We start from the raw sequence: 16,866 nt of genomic DNA, 5'->3' as shown, positions 1-16,866 counted from the left end.
CGGTTCCTCATAGAAGCGCCTCCGGCGGCAAGGGGTTGCCCCCTTGACCCCAGGCTGCCATCGCACGTTGGGTTTGAGCAAACAGAGCTGCGCCGGCAAGAACGCGATCCGGCGAGCAGCGATCACTTCCACTCGAACGCCGCACCCGTCAGCCGCTCGTACGCATCAATGTACTTGTCACGCGTCCCCGTCACGATCTCCGGCGGCAACTCCGGCGGAGGACTGTTCTTGTCCCACGTCGTCTGCTCCAGCCAGTCCCGCACAAACTGCTTGTCGAACGACGGCTGACCGCGGCCGGGAGCATACTGGTCCATCGGCCAGAACCGGGAACTGTCCGGAGTCATCACTTCGTCGATCAGGATCACCTCGCTGCCAACCAGCCCGAACTCGAACTTCGTGTCCGCAATGAGGATTCCCCGGCTGCGAGCATGCGCCGCACCGCGGGCATAGATCTCGAGACTCAGCTTGCGGAGCGTCTCCGCCAGCGGCGCGCCGACGATCTCCTGCATCCGCTCGAACGGGATGTTCTCGTCATGCCCCTCCTCGGCCTTCGTGGCGGGGGTGAAGATCGGCTCGGGAAGCTGACTGCTCTCCTGCAGGCCGGCGGGAAGCCGGATCCCGCACACCGTCCCGCTCTGGCGGTACTCCTTCCAACCGCTCCCCGCCAGGTATCCACGGACGACGCACTCGACCGGGACCACCTGCGTCTTGCGGCAGACCATGCTCCGCCCGTCGAGGGCCGCGGCGTCGACGCCGGCCGGCAGCGGAAGGTCGCGGGGGTTCATGCTCAGCAGGTGGTGCCGTACCTCCCTCAGGTGGGAGAACCAGAACTCGCTGATCTTGGTCAGCACACGCCCCTTGTCGGCGATCCCCGTCGGCAGGATCCAGTCGAAGGCGCTGATCCGGTCCGAGGCCACGAGCAGGAGCCGGTCCCCGAAATCGTACACCTCGCGGACCTTCCCCCGGCGGACCGGGATGCCGGGAAGAGAGCTTTCGAGCAGCGGGGCACGGGACATCGCGGGAAGACTCACGGGAAAGGGGCGCGGAGGGAGCCGGCCCCGGGCTGGGAGCGAGCCGCGATAGCGTGAGGCATGCGGGGCCGCGAATCAAGAAACCATCGCGTTGCGAACGCCGTTCGCCCGACCGCTCACAAGTGTCCGGGTCGAAGGACAGCCGCAAGCGACCGCAAAACCTCGTGGAAATGTGCCAATTCGGCACGTCGCCCCCGCAGGGTCAGTAAGGCCGGACCGGGCGGCTGCCATCCCGGCAACGGGGCTATGTCCGGCCGACGCGCGGCATAGCATTTTTTGACGACAGGTTTGCACCACGAAGTCAGACGCAGGACACTGCCATGAGCACGACTGGGGTTGTCATGGATTTTCAGCAGAGACTCGAGAAGGCGATCGCGCGGGGAGAGCGCTCCCGGACCGCGCGCGACCGGGCCGAACTGGCGCGGCAGCTCTCCGCGGAGGAAGTCCGTTCCCGGCACTCCTCGGCCCGGACCGAGCTCTCGGACAAGATCGAGACCTGCCTGCGGAAACTCGCCGACCACTTTCCCGGCTTCCAGTACCAGTCGCTGATCGGCTCCGACGGCTGGGGGGCGAAGGTCAGCCGCGACGACCTGCGGCTCCAGTCCGGACGCTCCTCCGAGTCGCTCTATTCGCGGCTGGAGATGCTCGTCACGCCGCTGGGGACCGCGCCGATCGTCGAGATCGTGGCCAAGGGGACGATCCGCAACCGGGAAGTCTTTCACCGCCGGCACTACCAGCAGCTCGAGACCCTGGACGTCACCGTCCTTGAGCAGATGATCGAGCAGTGGGTCCTCGAATACGCCGAGCAGTACGCCGCTCAGTGACCGTCGTCGGCCCCCTCGCCCGGGGCTGGGGCGGAGGGCGGGACCGGAAGCGACGAGAATTCGGCGGTTGTCTCCGACGAGGCGACGCGGACCTCTCTCCGGATCAGAAGAAACGCTGCGAAGTCGTAGAGCCCGTGCGCCAGGATCGCGGGCAACAGGTTCCGCTCACCAGGGAACCCTGAGAGCCAGCTCAGGTAAACGCCGATCACCGTGGCGAAGACGAAATACTGCCACGACAGGCTGTGGGCCAGGCCGAACAGCAGGTTCGCCAGGATCATGCCGCCCCAGAGATGGTACCGCTCCAGGGCCAGTTCGATCGTGCCGCGAAACAGGAGTTCCTCGCCGACGCCCGCCAGGAGGGCCAGGAGGAGAAGGTCGTACCAGCGACAGCGGATGAGGGTCGGGCCCAGGAGCTCCACGACACGATCCCGCAACTCTCCGCTGACGCGGTAGACGCCCAGCATCGGGAGAATTCCGCCCAGTCCCCACAAGACCGCCGCCGGCGTCCACCTCACGCACGAAAGGTCGACGCGGAAGAGCCACGCGCCGAGCAGCGCGAGAAGGACGAGCCCCCCTTCAATCAGCAGCCCCCACCGCAGCAGGTCACGACGGGAGGGTGCGGGCATGGCGAAGGCGTAAACGCCGGGGGGCGACCGCTACCGGAGGGAGATTCACAACGGACCGCCTTGGCCAGACGGCCGCCGGAAGATCAGCGGCGGGTCATGTACTGCTTGATGATCTCGTCAGCTGCCTTCGGGATCGCGGGCTTGTTGCCTGTCCCGCCTGAGCCCGGAACCTGCTCGGGAGCCCGGGCCCCCGTCGTCTCCGGATCAGGAAGCTTGACTTCGAGAGCGTTGCCGGCCGGCTTGGCAGCGGGGGCCGGCGTCGCCGATTCGATCGCGGCGGGGGCGGGAGCCGGATAGCCCTGCTGCGGATACCCCTGGGGATATCCTGGCTGCGGGTATCCCGGCATCGGGGGACCGCCGGGCATCATTCCCGGCATCGGATAGCCCATCTGCGGGTAATAGCCCGGCATCTGCGGATATTGCGGATAGCCATACTGCGGGTACTGGGGGGGATATCCAACCGGCACCTGATAGCCCGGCGGAACCTGCCCCTGGTAATACTGTGTGTCGCCCGCGGGAGGGGGAGCGATGGCAGCGGCCGGCATCTGGAATTCGGTCGAGCCGCCCAGGTCGACGGTCACCGTCGGGCTCTGCCCCTCCGGCGTATCGGTCGCCGATTCGACGGCGACGACGATCGGGTTGTCGAGCTGGGTCGCCTCTTCCGGGGGGGCGACGAGCTGAGTGTCGTCCCCGGCGGAGATGACGACGTCCACCTCCAGCTTCCCGATGACGATCCGGTCGCCGGGATTCAGAACGGCGGCGCCGCGAAGCCGCTCGCCATTGAGGAACGTTCCGTTGGTGCTTCCGAGGTCACGGAGCCGGAGCGTGAAGTCATCGAGCGTAAAGACGCAGTGATGACGGCTCACGAGGTCGCTGTTCGGGCGGAGATGGCAGTCCTCTTCCCGCCCTACCAGGAATTTTCCATGGGGGAGCGGAATCTCATTTCCCTGCTGCTTACCCGATGCAACGCGAAGCTTTGCCTGCAACATCTAGACTCTCCGCAGCCCGTCAGATCACCCTGGGCGCGACGGTCTCGTTCGGAGTGAACGAGAGGTGTGGTATTCTAGGCTGGGCACCCTGACATGAGGTGACGAATGGATGAAGTCACGTCCTACGATTCACCGAGTTGTGGTCCAGTCGAACGACCGACCTTCAACATCCGTCACACCCTGCTGCAGCAACCTCAATGAGAATGGATGAAGAGAAAGGCTGCGTCAAACGGGGTGATCAACGAGACTACCAGTCCCCTTGGTGGGTGTCAATTCTCTAGATGAAGGTTCGCTGAGCCTCTGATGGGGTCACGCTTGGAAGGGACCGGCGGCCTCCTGCAAAGTCCTTCGCCGCTCCGTCGGACCGCCGACTTTTATGAAGTGAAGCTGCCGAAAATTTAATCCGACACGCGCGGTCCGCGGCAACGGGACGACTATGGCAGGAGGGGCTGTTCTTCAAAACGCACCTCGCTCCGCCCTCTTCACGGGCAATCGTCAAACGGCCGCGAGAAAGCGGGGGTTCGTCCTTACATCCACTCCACCCGATCGGAATAATCCGGCCGGACTCTCCACTGTGGCGATGGGGCGCGAGGGGACAATGAGCATTCCGCGGTGTCTCGTGTGGTGCGCGACGGTCTGGTTGACCGCCTGCGGCCTGTCATCCCTTCGGGCCGACGCACCCCCGCCCCCCTCGGCACCGCCCGCCTCGACACCGGCCGCCCGCCCGGCCCCGGCCGTGCGAAACGTCATCGTCTTCGTCTGCGACGACCTGGGATTTCAGCTCGGCTGTTATGGCGACAAGGTGACCCGCACGCCGAACATCGACCGGCTCGCCGCGACCGGAACGCGGTTCACCCGCGCCCACTGCACCTCCGCAAGCTGCAGCGCCAGCCGCTCCGTGATCCTGACGGGCCTGCATAACCATGCGACGGGGCACTACGGCCACGCCCACGACTTCCACCACTTCAGCACGTTCGCGTCCGTCAAGAGCCTCCCGGTCTATCTCGCCGACGCGGGTTACCGGACCTGCTCGATCGGAAAGTATCACCTCGCCCCCGAGAAGGTGTACCACTTTGAAACGTATCGGAACCAGGGGGTCGGCGGGGCCCGCAATCCGGTCCAGATGGCGGATCGGGCGATCGAGTGGATGTCCGAGAAAGACGACCGTCCGTTCTTCCTCTATATCGCGACCGCCGACCCGCATCGCGGCGGCGGGCCGGGAGGGTTCGCCAACCCGGCCGACGACCAGCCGAACCAGTACCCCGGCTGCGAGAGAATCCGGTTCCGGCCGGAGGAGATGACTCCGCCGCCGTGGCTGCCGGACTCCCCTGAAGTGAAGCAGGAACTGGCGGAGTACTACGAGGCGATCACGCGGGTCGACCAGGGGGTTGGCCGCCTGCTGGACTACCTCGACCGGAGTGGGCGGGCCAAGGAGACGCTGATCCTGTTCCTCTCCGACAACGGGCCGCCGTTTCCGGGGGCCAAGACCTCGCTCTACCAGCCGGGGATGCACCTTCCGCTCCTCGTCCGCAGCCCGACCGCAACAAAGCCCGGCTCGACCTGCGACGCGCGGGTCTCCTGGGCGGACCTCGTCCCGACCGTTCTCGATTACTGCGGCGTCACGCCGCCCCCCGCACCGCCGATCCGCCGCGGCCCGGACGACGGCGGCCCCGAAGGAGGAAATGCCCGTCGACAGCCGAAGCCGGTCCCGGTGACATTCCACGGCCGGTCGTTCCTCTCTCTCCTCGATACGCCGCACCCCGAAGGGTGGGACGAGCTCTACGCCTCCCACACGTTCCACGAGATCACGATGTACTACCCGATGCGGGTCGTGATCGACGGAAAATGGAAGCTGATCTTCAACATCGCCCATCAGCTCCCCTACCCGTTCGCGACCGACATCTACGCCTCCCCCACCTGGCAGGGAGTGCTGAAGCGAAACGAGAAGATGTTTGCCGGTCGGACGGTCGAGAGTTTCCTCCAGCGGACGCGGTTCGAGCTGTACGATCTCGAGGCGGACCCTTGGGAGACCAACAATCTCTCGACCTCGGCCGAGCATGCGGCGACGCTGAAGCGCCTTCAGGAGAAGCTCCAGGCGTGGGAGAAGAGCACGGAAGACCCGTGGGAGCTGAAGTGGCGGTATGAGTAGCCGCGGGCCGCGGCGGGGCACGGAGGTTGAGACTGCTTGATCCGGGGCGGTGTTTTTGTCGTATTGTGGACCGTTTCCTGTTCCTTTCTTCTTCGCTGCGAGCGAACCGTGGATGTTCCAACTGTGGCTTTGATCGTGGTGATCGGGCTGGCGGGCGCGCTCGTCTGGGCGTCGCTCTACAACACGGTCGTCGGCCGACGGAACGCCGTTGACAATGCGTTCAGCTCCATCGACGTCATGCTCAAGCGGCGGACGGACCTCATCCCGAACCTCGTCGCCAGCGTCAAGCAGTACATGCGGCACGAGGCGAGCCTTCTCGAACGAATCACCAGTCTCCGAAACACAGCGGTCAGTCCGGTCTCCACCTCAGAGCAGCGGTTTCAGGCTGAAGGACTGCTGTTCGGGGCACTGGGGCACCTGAGGATCGCGATGGACGCCTACCCCAACCTGCGGGCGAACGATCACATCCAGCAGCTCCAGGCGGTGCTCTACGAGACGGAAGAGCAGATCTCCGCGGCGCGGCGGGCCTTCAATGCAACCGTGCTGGACTACAACAACGCCGTCGACATGTTCCCGTACAAAGTCATCGCGAACATGAACAACTTCCAGCGGCGGGCGTACTTCGAGATTCCCGAGGCGGATCGGCAGAACGTGGATGTCGGAAAGCTCTTTGCCTGAACCGCCGCGGGACTGGCGTCGGCGACCGTTTCGGGCCTTCTGTTTCTTCTCGGCGGATTTGCCTTCGGCCGGCCGCTCTTCTCATCTGTGTTCTGTCCATGCTCAGGCCGTTTCATGCAATCCTCCCGGAACTTCGGCGGGAACTGGCCGACCTGGAGAGACTGCGGGCCGCCCTCTATCAGAAGGTGATCCATGGCTGGCTGAAAGTCGCCGGATCGGTGGTGATCGGCGGAGCCCTCACCGCCATGTGCCTGTGGTTGAAATGGGGAGTCGTGGTCCCCTTCATCCTGATCTCGGCGGTGTGGACGATCGCCTCCGCGTGGACGTCTGACATTGTCGCGCCGCGGGCCACCTACGTCGTCGAATTCAAACGCCGCTTCATCGCGCCGATCGCCCAAAGCATCGGCGACGGGTTTCGGTATGCCCCGAACCGCATGGTGTTTCCAAAACTCTACGCCGCGAGCGCGATCTTCCAGCCTTCCCCGGACCGCTACGGCGGGGAGGACCGGCTCGAAGGAGTGATCGGCAAGACCTACGTGCAGATGTCCGAGCTCCACACGGAGTACAAGACGACGTCGAAGGACAGCAAGGGGCGCAAGAGCACGACCTGGCATACGATCTTCAAAGGGCTGTTCATTCACGCGGACTTTCACAAGAACTTCCATGGCCACACGCTCGTCCGGCCGGACTTTGCGGAGCGGACGTTCGGAATCCTCGGCCGGGCGATTCAGAAGAGAAGTCCCGGAGGAAATCGGCTTGTCCAGCTCGAGGATCCGGAGTTCGAGAGGGAGTTCGTGGTCAATGCGACGGACCAGATCGAGGCCCGCTACATCCTGACGCCGAACATGATGCGGCGGATGCTGGAGGTTCGGCGGAAGTTCAACGCCCCGGTGACGTTCTCGTTCATCCACTCCAGTCTGTTCATCGCGGTCCCGCTCGACCGGAATCTGTTCGAGCCGCGGTTCGGGACCAGTCTGTTCGACGAACAATATCTCCGCGGCTACTACGAACAGATCAACAGCTGTGTCGGGATCGTCGAGGCCCTGGGGCTGAATGTGCGGATCTGGGGGAAGGAGTAGGTGTTCATCGGGCCAAGCGCCGTCCTTGCCGGCTCTGTGCTGTTCGCTCAAGCGGCGGTTGCCGGCCCAAGCCTCCCACTCCTTTCAAATTCGGACGCGCTAAGTAACATGCCCAGCGACGCTTCGATGTCCCGGGAATCACCATGTTCGACCGTCCCCGCCTGCTCCAGCTCTTCCGCGAACGCGCCCTCAAGTTCGGCGACTTCACCCTCGCCTCGGGCAAAAAAGCCAAGTACTACCTCGACGGCAAACAGATCACCCTCCACTCCGAGGGACTGCGGCTCGTCAGCCAGGGGCTCCTCGAGCTGATGCAGGGGGTCGAGTGCTCCGCCGTCGGCGGGATGTCGATCGGGGCCGATCCGATCGTCGCCGGGATCCTGACCGTCGCCGCGGAACAGGGAAAGAGCCTCGATGGATTCCTGGTCCGCAAGGAATCGAAGGGACATGGGACGCAGAAATACGTCGAAGGGCCGATCCAGCCCGGCGACAAGGTCGTGATCGTCGAAGACGTCGTGACCACCGGCGGCAGCTCGATCCTGGCAGTCGACCGGGTCCGTGAATTCGGAGCCGAAGTCGTTCTGGTCCTGGCGATCATCGACCGCATGGAAGGGGGCCGCCAGAACTTCGCCGACAAGAACCTGCCGTTCCAGTCGCTCCTGACGATCGAAGACTTCGGCCTTCAGCCGCCGCAGGCGTGACACCGCGGGTGATGAAGATTGCAGGAATAGACCGCGGCGGAATCGAGCGCGGACGTCCGGATCGATAACCTTTCCGGCAGAATGCGTTGTGTGTCGACGTCAGGGGCCGGTCCGATCGATCGTCCGCCGCCGCCCCTGGCCATTGGCCTCGTGATCGACAGTCCACAGCCTCCCAGCTTCCAGCCACAGCCTTAGAAGGACTCTCCCATGGCTTCTCCGCTGCAGTACAACTACTCCGCCGCCCAGCCTTACATCTCGGGGCCGGACTGGGACCGCGTGACCCCGGCCCTGGAGGCCGCCCGCAAGGAAGTCATCGCCGACGTCGAGATGCTCGACTCCAAGAAGGCGGTTCCGGCCGCGAAGGACCCGCTCGACTCCGGGTTCATCGAGCTCCCGCGGCGGCTGCTCGACGGCGGCGACAACAAGCTCCTCGACCGGATGCTCGACTCCGCCAAGCGGCTGCGGGACCAGATCGACATCCTCGTTTCGCTCGGGATCGGCGGCTCCTACATGGGCCTGCGGGCGATCTTCGAAGCCTGCTGCCATCCGTATCACAACGAGCTGACCCGCAGCGAGCGGAACGGCTCGCCGCGGCTCTACTTCGAAGGGGACAACCTCGACTCCGACGCCACGAGCGGACTGCTGGATCTGCTCCAGAAGCGGTGCCGGAACCCCAAGGAACTCACCGAGCGGTGGGGGACGGTCGTCATCAGCAAGTCGGGGGGAACGCTCGAAACGGCGGCCGCCTTCCGGATCTTCCGGCAGGCCCTCGAAAAGTACTACGGCCCGGATTCGGCCGAAGCCCGCAACCTGATCGTCCCGGTCACGGGCGAAAAGGGAAAACTCCGCGATCTGTCGAACGGCCGGAAGTATCCGGACACCTTCCCGATTCCGGACGGCGTGGGCGGCCGGTTCTCGGTCTTTACGGCGGTCGGTCTCTATCCGGCGGCGGTCCTCGGCGTCGACATCAAGGCGATGCTTGAAGGGGCGGCCGACATGACCGAGACCTTCAAGAAGACCGCCATCGGCGAGAACCCGGTCCTCGACTACACCGCGGTCTGCCACCTGCTCGAAAAGCATCGCGGCCTCAAGACCCGGATCCTGTCGACCTGGGGCAAGAAGCTGGAAGCGGCCGGCCTGTGGTACGACCAGCTCCTCGCCGAAAGCCTCGGCAAGCATGAACGCGGCGCCCTGCCGCTGACGATCGTCAACACCCGCGACCTGCACAGCCGCGGCCAGCAGCACCAGGAAGGGGCGCGGGACAAGCTCATCACGAACGTCATCGTCCGCAAGCCGAGCCTGCCGGGTATCGCGGTGCCGGTCGTCGCCGAGACCGAGGACCAGGATCAGCTCAATCGCCTCAAGGGGAAGACGCTCGACCAGCTTCTTGTGGCGGCGATCCAGGGGACGAACAAGGCCTATGCCGACGACGAGCGGCCGACCGCCGACATCGTCCTGCCGCAGCTCGACGCCTATGCGATCGGCCAGCTCCTCCAGATGCTGATGCTGGCGACGGTGGTCGAAGGCCGGCTGATCGGGATCAACCCCTACGGCCAGCCGGGCGTCGAGGCATACAAGAACAACATGGCGGCGATCCTGTACGGCAAGTGAGCCGGCCCGCCGCAGACTGAGTCCGAAGCCGGAGGGACGCTCGATCGCCCCTTCGGCTTCGTTCATTTCCGAAGTCTGGAACGGGGTGTGCAATTTCCGTCGCCTCGCTCGGACCTTCGGGCTTTCGCCCCTCCTTCCCGGACGCACCGCCATGACCGAGATCACCGCCCGCCTGAACGCCGCGCTCCGGGGATATGAAGGGGCTCGCGAACTGATTCTCCGGTACTACGAGGCGGACTCGCTGGTCGTCGACTGGAAGGGGGACCAGACGCCGGTCACGGCCGCGGACCGGGGGGCCGAAGAGCTGCTGCGGGATTTCCTCTCGAAGGAGTTCCCCGACGACGCCATCCTCGGGGAAGAGTTCGGCGAGCGAGCCGGCACCAGCGGGTACCGGTGGGTCCTCGATCCGGTTGACGGCACGAAGTCGTTCGTGGCCCGGGTGCCCCTCTTCGGGACGCTGATCGGGCTGGAGTTCGACGGGGAATCGGTCGCCGGAGTCTGCGGCCTGCCGGCGCAGAATGAAGTCATCTATGCCAGCCGGGGAGAAGGAACCTGGTGGCGGCGGAATTCGGCCGCGGCGACGCGGTGCCGCGTCACGAACTGTTCAAACCTGGCTGATGCGCTGCTGTGCTTCACGTCGCTCGGGACGTGGGAAGCGGTGGGACGGCTTCAGACGATGCAGCGGCTCACGAGGACGTGCCGGCTGACGCGGGGCTGGGGAGACTGCTTTGGCCACATTCTCGTCGCGACCGGCCGGGCCGACGTCATGATCGATCCCCAGCTCAGTCTGTGGGACGCCGCCGCCCTTGTGCCGATCCTCCAGGAGGCGGGGGGACACTTCGTCGACTTCTCCGGAGTTGCCCGGGCCGATGGCGGGAGCGGGATTTCCGTCAACGCGGCGCTCAAGAACGCCGTTCTCGCCTTCCTCCATGAGGACACGCCCGAGGTCGGGACGCGGACGCGAATTGATTGAGCGGGAGCGCGGCCATATCGTGCAGGATCAGCCCCGCCCGATCGGGCGGGCCGTTCAGCGGAGTGAGTGTTCCATGCGGATCGTGATGGTCGGGACCGGAGAGTTTGCGCTGCCGACGTTCGAGCGATTGCTCGGTTCGTCCCATGAGGTCGCGGCCCTCCTGACGCAGCCCGACCGAACCGGACCCGGCAAGCACAACCATCCGCACCCGATGAAAGAGCGGGCGGTCGCGGCCGGTCTCCCGGTCCTGCAGCCGGCAAGCTGTAACGCGCCGGAGTCGCTCGAGGCTCTGCGGGCCTTGGGGGCCGACCTGATGGTCGTCGCCGCCTATGGCCAGATCCTCTCGGCGGAGTTCCTGACGGTCACCCGGCTCGGTGCGATCAACCTGCATGCGTCGCTCCTCCCCAAGTATCGCGGCGCGGCTCCCATCCAGTACGCGGTCTGGAAGGGGGAGGCCGAGACCGGCGTGACGATCTTCCAGATCCAGCCCCGCCTCGACGCGGGCCCGATCCTCGGAATCGTCAAGACGCCGATCGGTCCGCGCGAGACCGCCGGGGAACTCGAAATCCGGCTGGCCGACCTGGGAGCGGATCTGGCGGTCACCGTCCTCGCGGAGATTGAATCGGGGACGACGCACCCGACGATGCAGGATGCCGCGGGGGTTACCAAGGCCCCCAAGATGCCCAAGTCGGCCGGGCTCGTCGACTGGTCGAAGACCTCCCGCGAGATCGACTGGCACCTCCGGGCGATGCAGCCGTGGCCCATGCCATTCACGTTTCTGCATGTGAAGGACCGGCCGCCAGCGCGGCTCCTCGTCCTGTCGACGGAAGAGGTCTCCGGTGGAGGGGGCGCTTCAGCGCTTCCGGGAAGCGTCGTGGCCAACGATGGAAAGTCGCTTCATGTCCGAACAGGGGACGGGGTTGTCGCCATCCAGCGGGTTCAGGCAGCCGGGAAGCGGGCGATGATGATCGACGAGTTTCTGCGCGGGAACAGCGTTCCCATCGGCGCCCGCTTCGGCGCTGAAAACGAAGCGGACTAAACGTTTCGGCTGACGACCACACCGCCGTCCGCCCTGTTTCTCCGATGGGCCCGGCGTCTCACGATCGACATGGCAGCCCTTCCCGGCCCAGCGGGACGGTATGCCGTTTGCCACCGTGTTCTTCCCCCGGGACACCTGTCCGTTCTCGCTCTGGGAGAGTCGGTTATGGAGAGTTCGTCGCTCTGGATGGAAGGTCATCAGCCACGGTTCGAGGCGGCCTCGCAGCCTCAGACCTTTGACGTCGCCATCGTTGGCGGGGGGATCACCGGGCTGACCGCCGGATATTTCCTGAAGCAGTCCGGTAAGAAAGTCTGCGTCATCGAGAAGGGGCAGATCGGGGGAGGCGAGACCGGTCACACGTCGGCTCATCTCGCTTATCCGATCGATCTGCGTCCAACGGAGTTATCGAGGACCTTCGGGAAGGACGGTCTGCGGCTGACGCTCGAGGCGGGGGTCACGGCGATCGATGCCATCGAGACGATCGTGATGGACCTGGGGATCGACTGTGGATTTCAGCGGGTTCCCGGGTTCCTCCATGCCAGCCTGAAGGAGGCTCGGGACGAGACGGCCGCTCTCAAGGCGGACTTCGAACTGGTCAAGGAGCTCGGATTCCCGGTCCGTTTCCTTCCGCAGGGGCCGGTCGAAGGGAAACCGGCGGTCGCCTTTGCCGACAACGCCATCTTTCATCCATTGCGGTACCTGACGGGACTCGCCCGCGCGATCGACCGCGATGGCAGCCGGGTCTTTGAGAACTCGGAGGTGACGGAGTTCCAGGAGGATCCGATCCGGCTCAAGGTCAACGGCGTGGAGATCCAGGCGGGGTCGGTGGTCATCGGCACACACGTCCCGCTCATGGGGAATACCGGCCTCGTCAGCGCGACGCTGTTTCAGACCAAGCTTTATCCCTATTCCAGCTATGTCGTGGGCGCCCGGATTCCCAAGGGGCGGTTCGCGGCCGGGCTCTACTGGGACACCTCGGATCCCTATTACTACTTGCGGGTCCATTCGAATGTGGACCATGACTACGCGATCTTCGGCGGCGAGGACCACAAGACGGGACAGGTCGACGACACGGAAGCCTGCTTCCAGCGGCTGGAGGCGATGTTCCGCCGGCTGGTGCCGGGGGCGGAGATCGATCGCCGCTGGTCGGGGCAGGTCGTGGAAACGAACGACGGTCTGCCGTTCATCGGCGAGACGGCGAAGAACCAGTTCGTCGGTACCGGCTACAGCGGAAACGGCCTGACATTCGGGACGATCGCCGGGATCATGGCCAAGGACGTCGCGCTCGGTCAGAGCAATCCGTGGCAGAAGATCTTCTCGCCGAGCCGCAAGAAGGTCCTGGGCGGCGCGTGGGACTTCCTGACTGAGAACATGGAGGTTCCTTACCACTTCATCACCGGCTGGCTGACGCAGGGGAAAGAGAAGAGCGTCCGCAGCGTGAAGGCGGGCGAGGGGAAGGTTCTGACGCTCGATGGCGAGAAGGTCGCCTGTCACCGGGACGAAGAGGGGACGCTCTATCGTTGCTCGGCGGTTTGCACCCATATGGGGTGCATTGTCCGGTTCAACTCGGCGGAGAAGACGTGGGACTGTCCTTGTCACGGTTCGCGGTTTCTGCCGACAGGGGAGGTCATTGGCGGGCCGGCGGAGACGCCGCTCAAAACGGTGGGCCGCAAGCCGACGCGACGGCGGACCGCTTCGAATTCCGGGTCGTAGCGGCCGGGTGTCCGGATGGAACATCCCTTGGCGAAGGTAACCGGGGTCCAGGGGGTACCCCTGGTAGGGGATGCAAGGGGGCAACGCCCCCTTGCCCGCCGGAGGCCTGGCCGTCGAGAGATGTTTGAAGGAGGGCGTGTCCAAACGCGGACAACGTGCCGTATGCCCCCCTCACCGATGACGCGGGGATTGCAAAGCGAGCGGTGTGGTGTGGGGGAGTCCTCAACGCGGGGACCACAAAACGGACGTCCGTTGTGTCCCACGGTTCCTCATGGAAGTGCCTCCGGCGGCAAGGGGGCGTGGCCCCCTTGACCCCAGGCTGCCGAGGCACGTTGGGTTTGAGCAATCAGAGTCGCGCCGGCAAGGACGTGCTCTGAAGCATCAGAATCAGCCTCCAGTACGACCGGCTCGAACGGACATGACGATCGTGTCATGTCCCGCGGCATACCAAGGAAAATCGCTCCCGCACGGCGGCGCAGCAGGTCGGGATCGGCGTTATCATCGCGCGGACGTGGTCATCACCGACGCTCCTGATGAAAAGCCACCCGAATGAGTGATGAGGTTCTCGCTTACGATCCCTATGCGCTCCCTCCCGACGCGATCCAGGAACCTCCCGCCACAACGTGGGAGGCACTGCGCAAAATCGGGCCGGGGATCATCCTGGCCGGGACGATCGTCGGCTCCGGGGAGCTGATCGTCACCACGGGCCTCGGCGCAAAACACGGCTTCGTGTTTCTGTGGCTGATTCTCTTCAGCTGCGTCATCAAGGTCTTCGTCCAGATCGAGCTCGGCCGCTACGCGATCTCGTCCGGCAAGCCGACGCTCGGAGCGCTCAACGAGGTCCCCGGCGGTAGCCGCTACGGCCACTGGCTCGTCTGGTGGTGGTTCCTGATGATGCTCTGCACCGTCTTCCAGCTCGGCGGGATGACGGGGGGGATCGGGCAGGCCCTGAACCTCGCCTTTCCGTCGCTCTCGGCGAAGGTCGTCAGCGTTGCGACACAAGCCTCCCCGGCGCTCGGGCAGTTTCTCACCGACGCTCCCGAGCTTCCGTGGGCAGTGCTGGTGTGCCTCGTCACGATGGCCCTCATCTACCACGGCAGCTATCGGCGGATCGAGTGGCTGACGACCGTGATCGTGGTCGGCGTGACGCTGATCACGATGGCCGCCGCGCTGGGACTCGTGTGGACCGACTTCCCGGTCCGAGGCGAGGATCTGCTCAAGGGGCTGGAGTTCCAGGTTCCGGCCGCGGGATTGTCGACGGCGTTCGCGGTCTTCGGCATCACCGGGGTCGGGGCGACGGAGCTCTTCTATTACCCGTACTGGTGTCTGGAGAAGGGCTACGCCCGCTTCACGGGCCGGGTCCAGCCGACCGAAGAATGGGAGCGGCGGGCCAAAGGCTGGATCCGGGTCATGCACCTGGACGCCTGGGTCAGCATGGTCGTGTTCACGATCTCGACGGTCGCCTTCTACGTCATGGGGGCGGCGGTGTTGCATCCGCAGGGACTGGACCCGAAGGGGGCGGCCCTGGTGAATACGCTGTCCAAGATGTTCATCGGGCCGTTCGGGGCCTGGACACGGATCCTGTTTCTGATCGGGGCGGGGGCGGTGCTGTTCAAGACCCTATATCTTTCGTGCGCGGCGAACAGCCGGCTGACCGCGGACTTTCTGACGCTCACCACGATCGCTCCTTCGCCGACCGCTCCGCAGCGGGTGCGGATGATTCAGCGGTTCTGTCTGTTCTTTCCGGCACTCGCGCTGTTCTTCTGTATTGTGGCCCGTGACCCGCAGCTGATGGTCAAGGTGGGGGGGATTGCCCAGGCGATGACGCTGCCGATGATCGCGCTGGTGACGATGTATTTCCGGTATACGCGAGTCGATAAGCGGCTCCAGCCGTGGGTGGTGACGGATGTGTTGTTATGGATCGCGGTGGTGTCGATCCTGATCGTTGCGGCCTACGCAGTCCCGACGCAGCTGCGCGATCTCATCGCCGCCTTCTCTTAGCCGGGGTCCAGGGGGTCACCCCTGGTGGGGAGTGCAGAGGGGCAACGCCCCTTTGCCCGCCGGAGGCCCTCTCGTCGAGAGATGTCTGAAGGAGATCGTGCTCAGGCGCGGACCACGTGCCGGATGCCCCCTCACCAACCCGCGGGGATTGCAAAGCGAGCGATGTGATGTGAGGGAGTCCTCTGCTTACCACGGTTCCTCATGGAAGTGCATCCGGCGGCAAGGGGGCGTGGCCCCCTTGACCCCAGGTTGCCGTGGCAAGTTGGGTTTGAGCTATGGGAGTCGCGACGGCCAGCGCGCTTCAAGGCCCTTGCGGAATCGGCGTTCGGCCTGGCTCGCTCCGGAGCTGCCCCTCCTTGAGGAAACGCAGACTCGCGTCGATCACCGCCGGGTTGTTCATCAGGAAGCTATGGATCGCCGGGACCGTCATGAAATCCGTCGCCCCCGGGAGACGGGTCTCCTCAACCCGCACCGTCCCGTCGTCGTCCCCGGGAATCAGCGGGTTGTAACCATCCGCCGTCCCCCGTGCGCCCGCAATGACCGCGAACTCGAACGCCGGAATCGGCAGCTCGGTGATAAACGGATTCGCCCGCCCCACAAGCTGCCCCCCCGCCCGGCCATAGATCAGCCGGTACAGCGGCTGCCGCTCAACCAGGTCCGCCATCCGGGCACCATGGTTGGGAACACCGAGCATGACCAGCCGCCGATACCGGGGATCAGGCTCGGGAGCGTCGGCTGTCTTCGCCAGCGAGGAACGGACAAGCAACCCCCCCATGCTGTGGACGACGAAGTCAATCTGATCGACCCCCTCGAGCGAACGGACGACCTGCCGCAGATAGTCGGCTGACTCTTCGATCGAGAGACGCGTGCTCGGATAATCGAACGGAACGACGAGGTAGCCCTCTCGCCGCAGAGGCTCCGCCAGGGGAGCCATCGACTTGGACGACCGCGAGATCCCGTGGATCAGGAGACACGCCTTGCCGGACATCGGCGGAAGGCCCCGTGTCCGGCGGATGTCAGCGAGTACGGCGTCGCACTCCTCCCGCGTTCCCCACGCCCGCCGGATATCGCCGGGATCGAGCAGTCGAAAGTGCTTCGTGAGGACGTTCTGCTGGACCCGCCACCCGCTGAAGAACCGCACGTCCCCCCACAGCTGTCGGCCGCCGAGCGTGGGAAGGGGAGCGTTGAAGGGCATTGTGGAACCTGCGTTCTCATCATCGGCGGAGTGGCACTGCTGACAGCTTCGCGCGAGGAGCGACTCCGGCGCCGCCACCGCCTGCCGCTGCTGGGTTTGGCACCAGGTCGGGATCGGCTCCCGGGTTTTCCCGGACTCATTCGGCCTGCGTCCAGCCGGCCGGTCCTCCGCCAGGGCGATCACGGCAACCAGGAGCGCCGCGCAGGCCGCAATCCTGTCGAATCCCCATCGCCATCGAGTCCGTTCGCCCATCCGGCACC

Annotated in this window: 14 protein-coding genes; 10 read left to right on the top strand and 4 right to left on the bottom strand. The window is 65.2% G+C overall.

Translation table 11 applies throughout. The annotated features are described in order from the left end of the window. Positions 1–122 precede the first annotated feature (122 nt). The gene (locus tag VT03_RS05150; protein WP_075091999.1) at positions 123–1,016 is read right to left on the bottom strand and encodes a phosphoribosylaminoimidazolesuccinocarboxamide synthase; all 894 of its coding nucleotides are present in this window, start codon (positions 1,014–1,016) and stop codon (positions 123–125) included. A gap of 335 nt (positions 1,017–1,351) precedes the next feature. On the opposite strand from VT03_RS05150, the gene VT03_RS05145 reads away from it, so the two are divergent. Continuing rightward, the gene (locus VT03_RS05145) at positions 1,352–1,855 is read left to right on the top strand and encodes a hypothetical protein (protein ID WP_082845949.1); all 504 of its coding nucleotides are present in this window, start codon (positions 1,352–1,354) and stop codon (positions 1,853–1,855) included. On the opposite strand, the gene VT03_RS05140 is transcribed toward VT03_RS05145, so the two are convergent. Next, positions 1,849–2,481, bottom strand: coding sequence for a CPBP family intramembrane glutamic endopeptidase (locus VT03_RS05140; protein ID WP_075091997.1), 633 nt, complete (start codon positions 2,479–2,481; stop codon positions 1,849–1,851). The genes VT03_RS05145 and VT03_RS05140 overlap by 7 nt on opposite strands. Before the next feature lie 83 nt (positions 2,482–2,564). Next, positions 2,565–3,470, bottom strand: coding sequence for an FHA domain-containing protein (locus VT03_RS34080; RefSeq protein ID WP_075091996.1), 906 nt, complete (start codon positions 3,468–3,470; stop codon positions 2,565–2,567). A gap of 598 nt (positions 3,471–4,068) precedes the next feature. Between VT03_RS34080 and VT03_RS05130 the strand changes: the two genes are divergently transcribed. The 9 genes from VT03_RS05130 to VT03_RS05090 all read left to right on the top strand — a co-directional run bounded on the left by VT03_RS05130 (position 4,069) and on the right by VT03_RS05090 (position 15,411). Then, positions 4,069–5,619 (top strand): sulfatase, encoded by a 1,551-nt coding sequence (locus VT03_RS05130; RefSeq protein ID WP_082845948.1) that lies wholly within the window; start codon positions 4,069–4,071, stop codon positions 5,617–5,619. Positions 5,620–5,727: 108 nt separating this feature from the next. Continuing rightward, positions 5,728–6,297 (top strand): LemA family protein, encoded by a 570-nt coding sequence (locus VT03_RS05125; RefSeq protein ID WP_197489202.1) that lies wholly within the window; start codon positions 5,728–5,730, stop codon positions 6,295–6,297. Between the two features lie 98 nt (positions 6,298–6,395). Beyond that, positions 6,396–7,376: a DUF3137 domain-containing protein gene (locus VT03_RS05120; protein ID WP_075091994.1), complete on the top strand. Its 981-nt coding sequence runs from the start codon at positions 6,396–6,398 to the stop codon at positions 7,374–7,376. Positions 7,377–7,519: 143 nt separating this feature from the next. Then, positions 7,520–8,074 (top strand): orotate phosphoribosyltransferase, encoded by a 555-nt coding sequence (gene pyrE / locus VT03_RS05115; RefSeq protein ID WP_075091993.1) that lies wholly within the window; start codon positions 7,520–7,522, stop codon positions 8,072–8,074. 207 nt (positions 8,075–8,281) lie between these two features. Then, the gene (locus tag VT03_RS05110; protein WP_075091992.1) at positions 8,282–9,685 is read left to right on the top strand and encodes a glucose-6-phosphate isomerase; all 1,404 of its coding nucleotides are present in this window, start codon (positions 8,282–8,284) and stop codon (positions 9,683–9,685) included. Positions 9,686–9,836: 151 nt separating this feature from the next. Beyond that, positions 9,837–10,658 carry a histidinol-phosphatase gene (gene hisN, locus VT03_RS05105; protein ID WP_075091991.1) on the top strand — a complete coding sequence of 274 codons (822 nt, stop codon included), beginning with the start codon at positions 9,837–9,839 and terminating at the stop codon, positions 10,656–10,658. 73 nt (positions 10,659–10,731) lie between these two features. Further along, on the top strand, positions 10,732–11,697 hold the full coding sequence (fmt, locus tag VT03_RS05100) for a methionyl-tRNA formyltransferase (RefSeq protein ID WP_075091990.1): 966 nt from the start codon (positions 10,732–10,734) through the stop codon (positions 11,695–11,697). A gap of 165 nt (positions 11,698–11,862) precedes the next feature. Then, the gene (locus VT03_RS05095) at positions 11,863–13,410 is read left to right on the top strand and encodes an FAD-dependent oxidoreductase (protein WP_197489201.1); all 1,548 of its coding nucleotides are present in this window, start codon (positions 11,863–11,865) and stop codon (positions 13,408–13,410) included. Positions 13,411–13,959: 549 nt separating this feature from the next. After that, a complete protein-coding gene (locus VT03_RS05090; RefSeq protein WP_075091989.1) occupies positions 13,960–15,411 on the top strand; it encodes an Nramp family divalent metal transporter in 1,452 nt (483 codons plus the stop codon). A gap of 301 nt (positions 15,412–15,712) precedes the next feature. On the opposite strand, the gene VT03_RS32575 is transcribed toward VT03_RS05090, so the two are convergent. Beyond that, entirely contained in the window at positions 15,713–16,858 is a 1,146-nt protein-coding gene (locus tag VT03_RS32575; RefSeq protein ID WP_082845944.1) for an alpha/beta fold hydrolase, read from the bottom strand. Positions 16,859–16,866 lie beyond the last annotated feature (8 nt).

It is taken from the genome of Planctomyces sp. SH-PL14 (assembly GCF_001610835.1).
Taxonomy (GTDB): domain Bacteria; phylum Planctomycetota; class Planctomycetia; order Planctomycetales; family Planctomycetaceae; genus Planctomyces_A.
This window is presented reverse-complemented; position numbering and strand designations above follow the sequence as displayed.

Coding starts and splice junctions, on each gene's coding strand:
- VT03_RS05150 (WP_075091999.1), bottom strand. CDS start 1,016: ATGTCCCGTGCCCCGCTGCTCGAAAGCTCTCTTCCCGGCATCCCGGTC.
- VT03_RS05145 (WP_082845949.1), top strand. CDS start 1,352: ATGAGCACGACTGGGGTTGTCATGGATTTTCAGCAGAGACTCGAGAAG.
- VT03_RS05140 (WP_075091997.1), bottom strand. CDS start 2,481: ATGCCCGCACCCTCCCGTCGTGACCTGCTGCGGTGGGGGCTGCTGATT.
- VT03_RS34080 (WP_075091996.1), bottom strand. CDS start 3,470: ATGTTGCAGGCAAAGCTTCGCGTTGCATCGGGTAAGCAGCAGGGAAAT.
- VT03_RS05130 (WP_082845948.1), top strand. CDS start 4,069: ATGAGCATTCCGCGGTGTCTCGTGTGGTGCGCGACGGTCTGGTTGACC.
- VT03_RS05120 (WP_075091994.1), top strand. CDS start 6,396: ATGCTCAGGCCGTTTCATGCAATCCTCCCGGAACTTCGGCGGGAACTG.
- pyrE (WP_075091993.1), top strand. CDS start 7,520: ATGTTCGACCGTCCCCGCCTGCTCCAGCTCTTCCGCGAACGCGCCCTC.
- VT03_RS05110 (WP_075091992.1), top strand. CDS start 8,282: ATGGCTTCTCCGCTGCAGTACAACTACTCCGCCGCCCAGCCTTACATC.
- hisN (WP_075091991.1), top strand. CDS start 9,837: ATGACCGAGATCACCGCCCGCCTGAACGCCGCGCTCCGGGGATATGAA.
- fmt (WP_075091990.1), top strand. CDS start 10,732: ATGCGGATCGTGATGGTCGGGACCGGAGAGTTTGCGCTGCCGACGTTC.
- VT03_RS05095 (WP_197489201.1), top strand. CDS start 11,863: ATGGAGAGTTCGTCGCTCTGGATGGAAGGTCATCAGCCACGGTTCGAG.
- VT03_RS05090 (WP_075091989.1), top strand. CDS start 13,960: ATGAGTGATGAGGTTCTCGCTTACGATCCCTATGCGCTCCCTCCCGAC.
- VT03_RS32575 (WP_082845944.1), bottom strand. CDS start 16,858: ATGGGCGAACGGACTCGATGGCGATGGGGATTCGACAGGATTGCGGCC.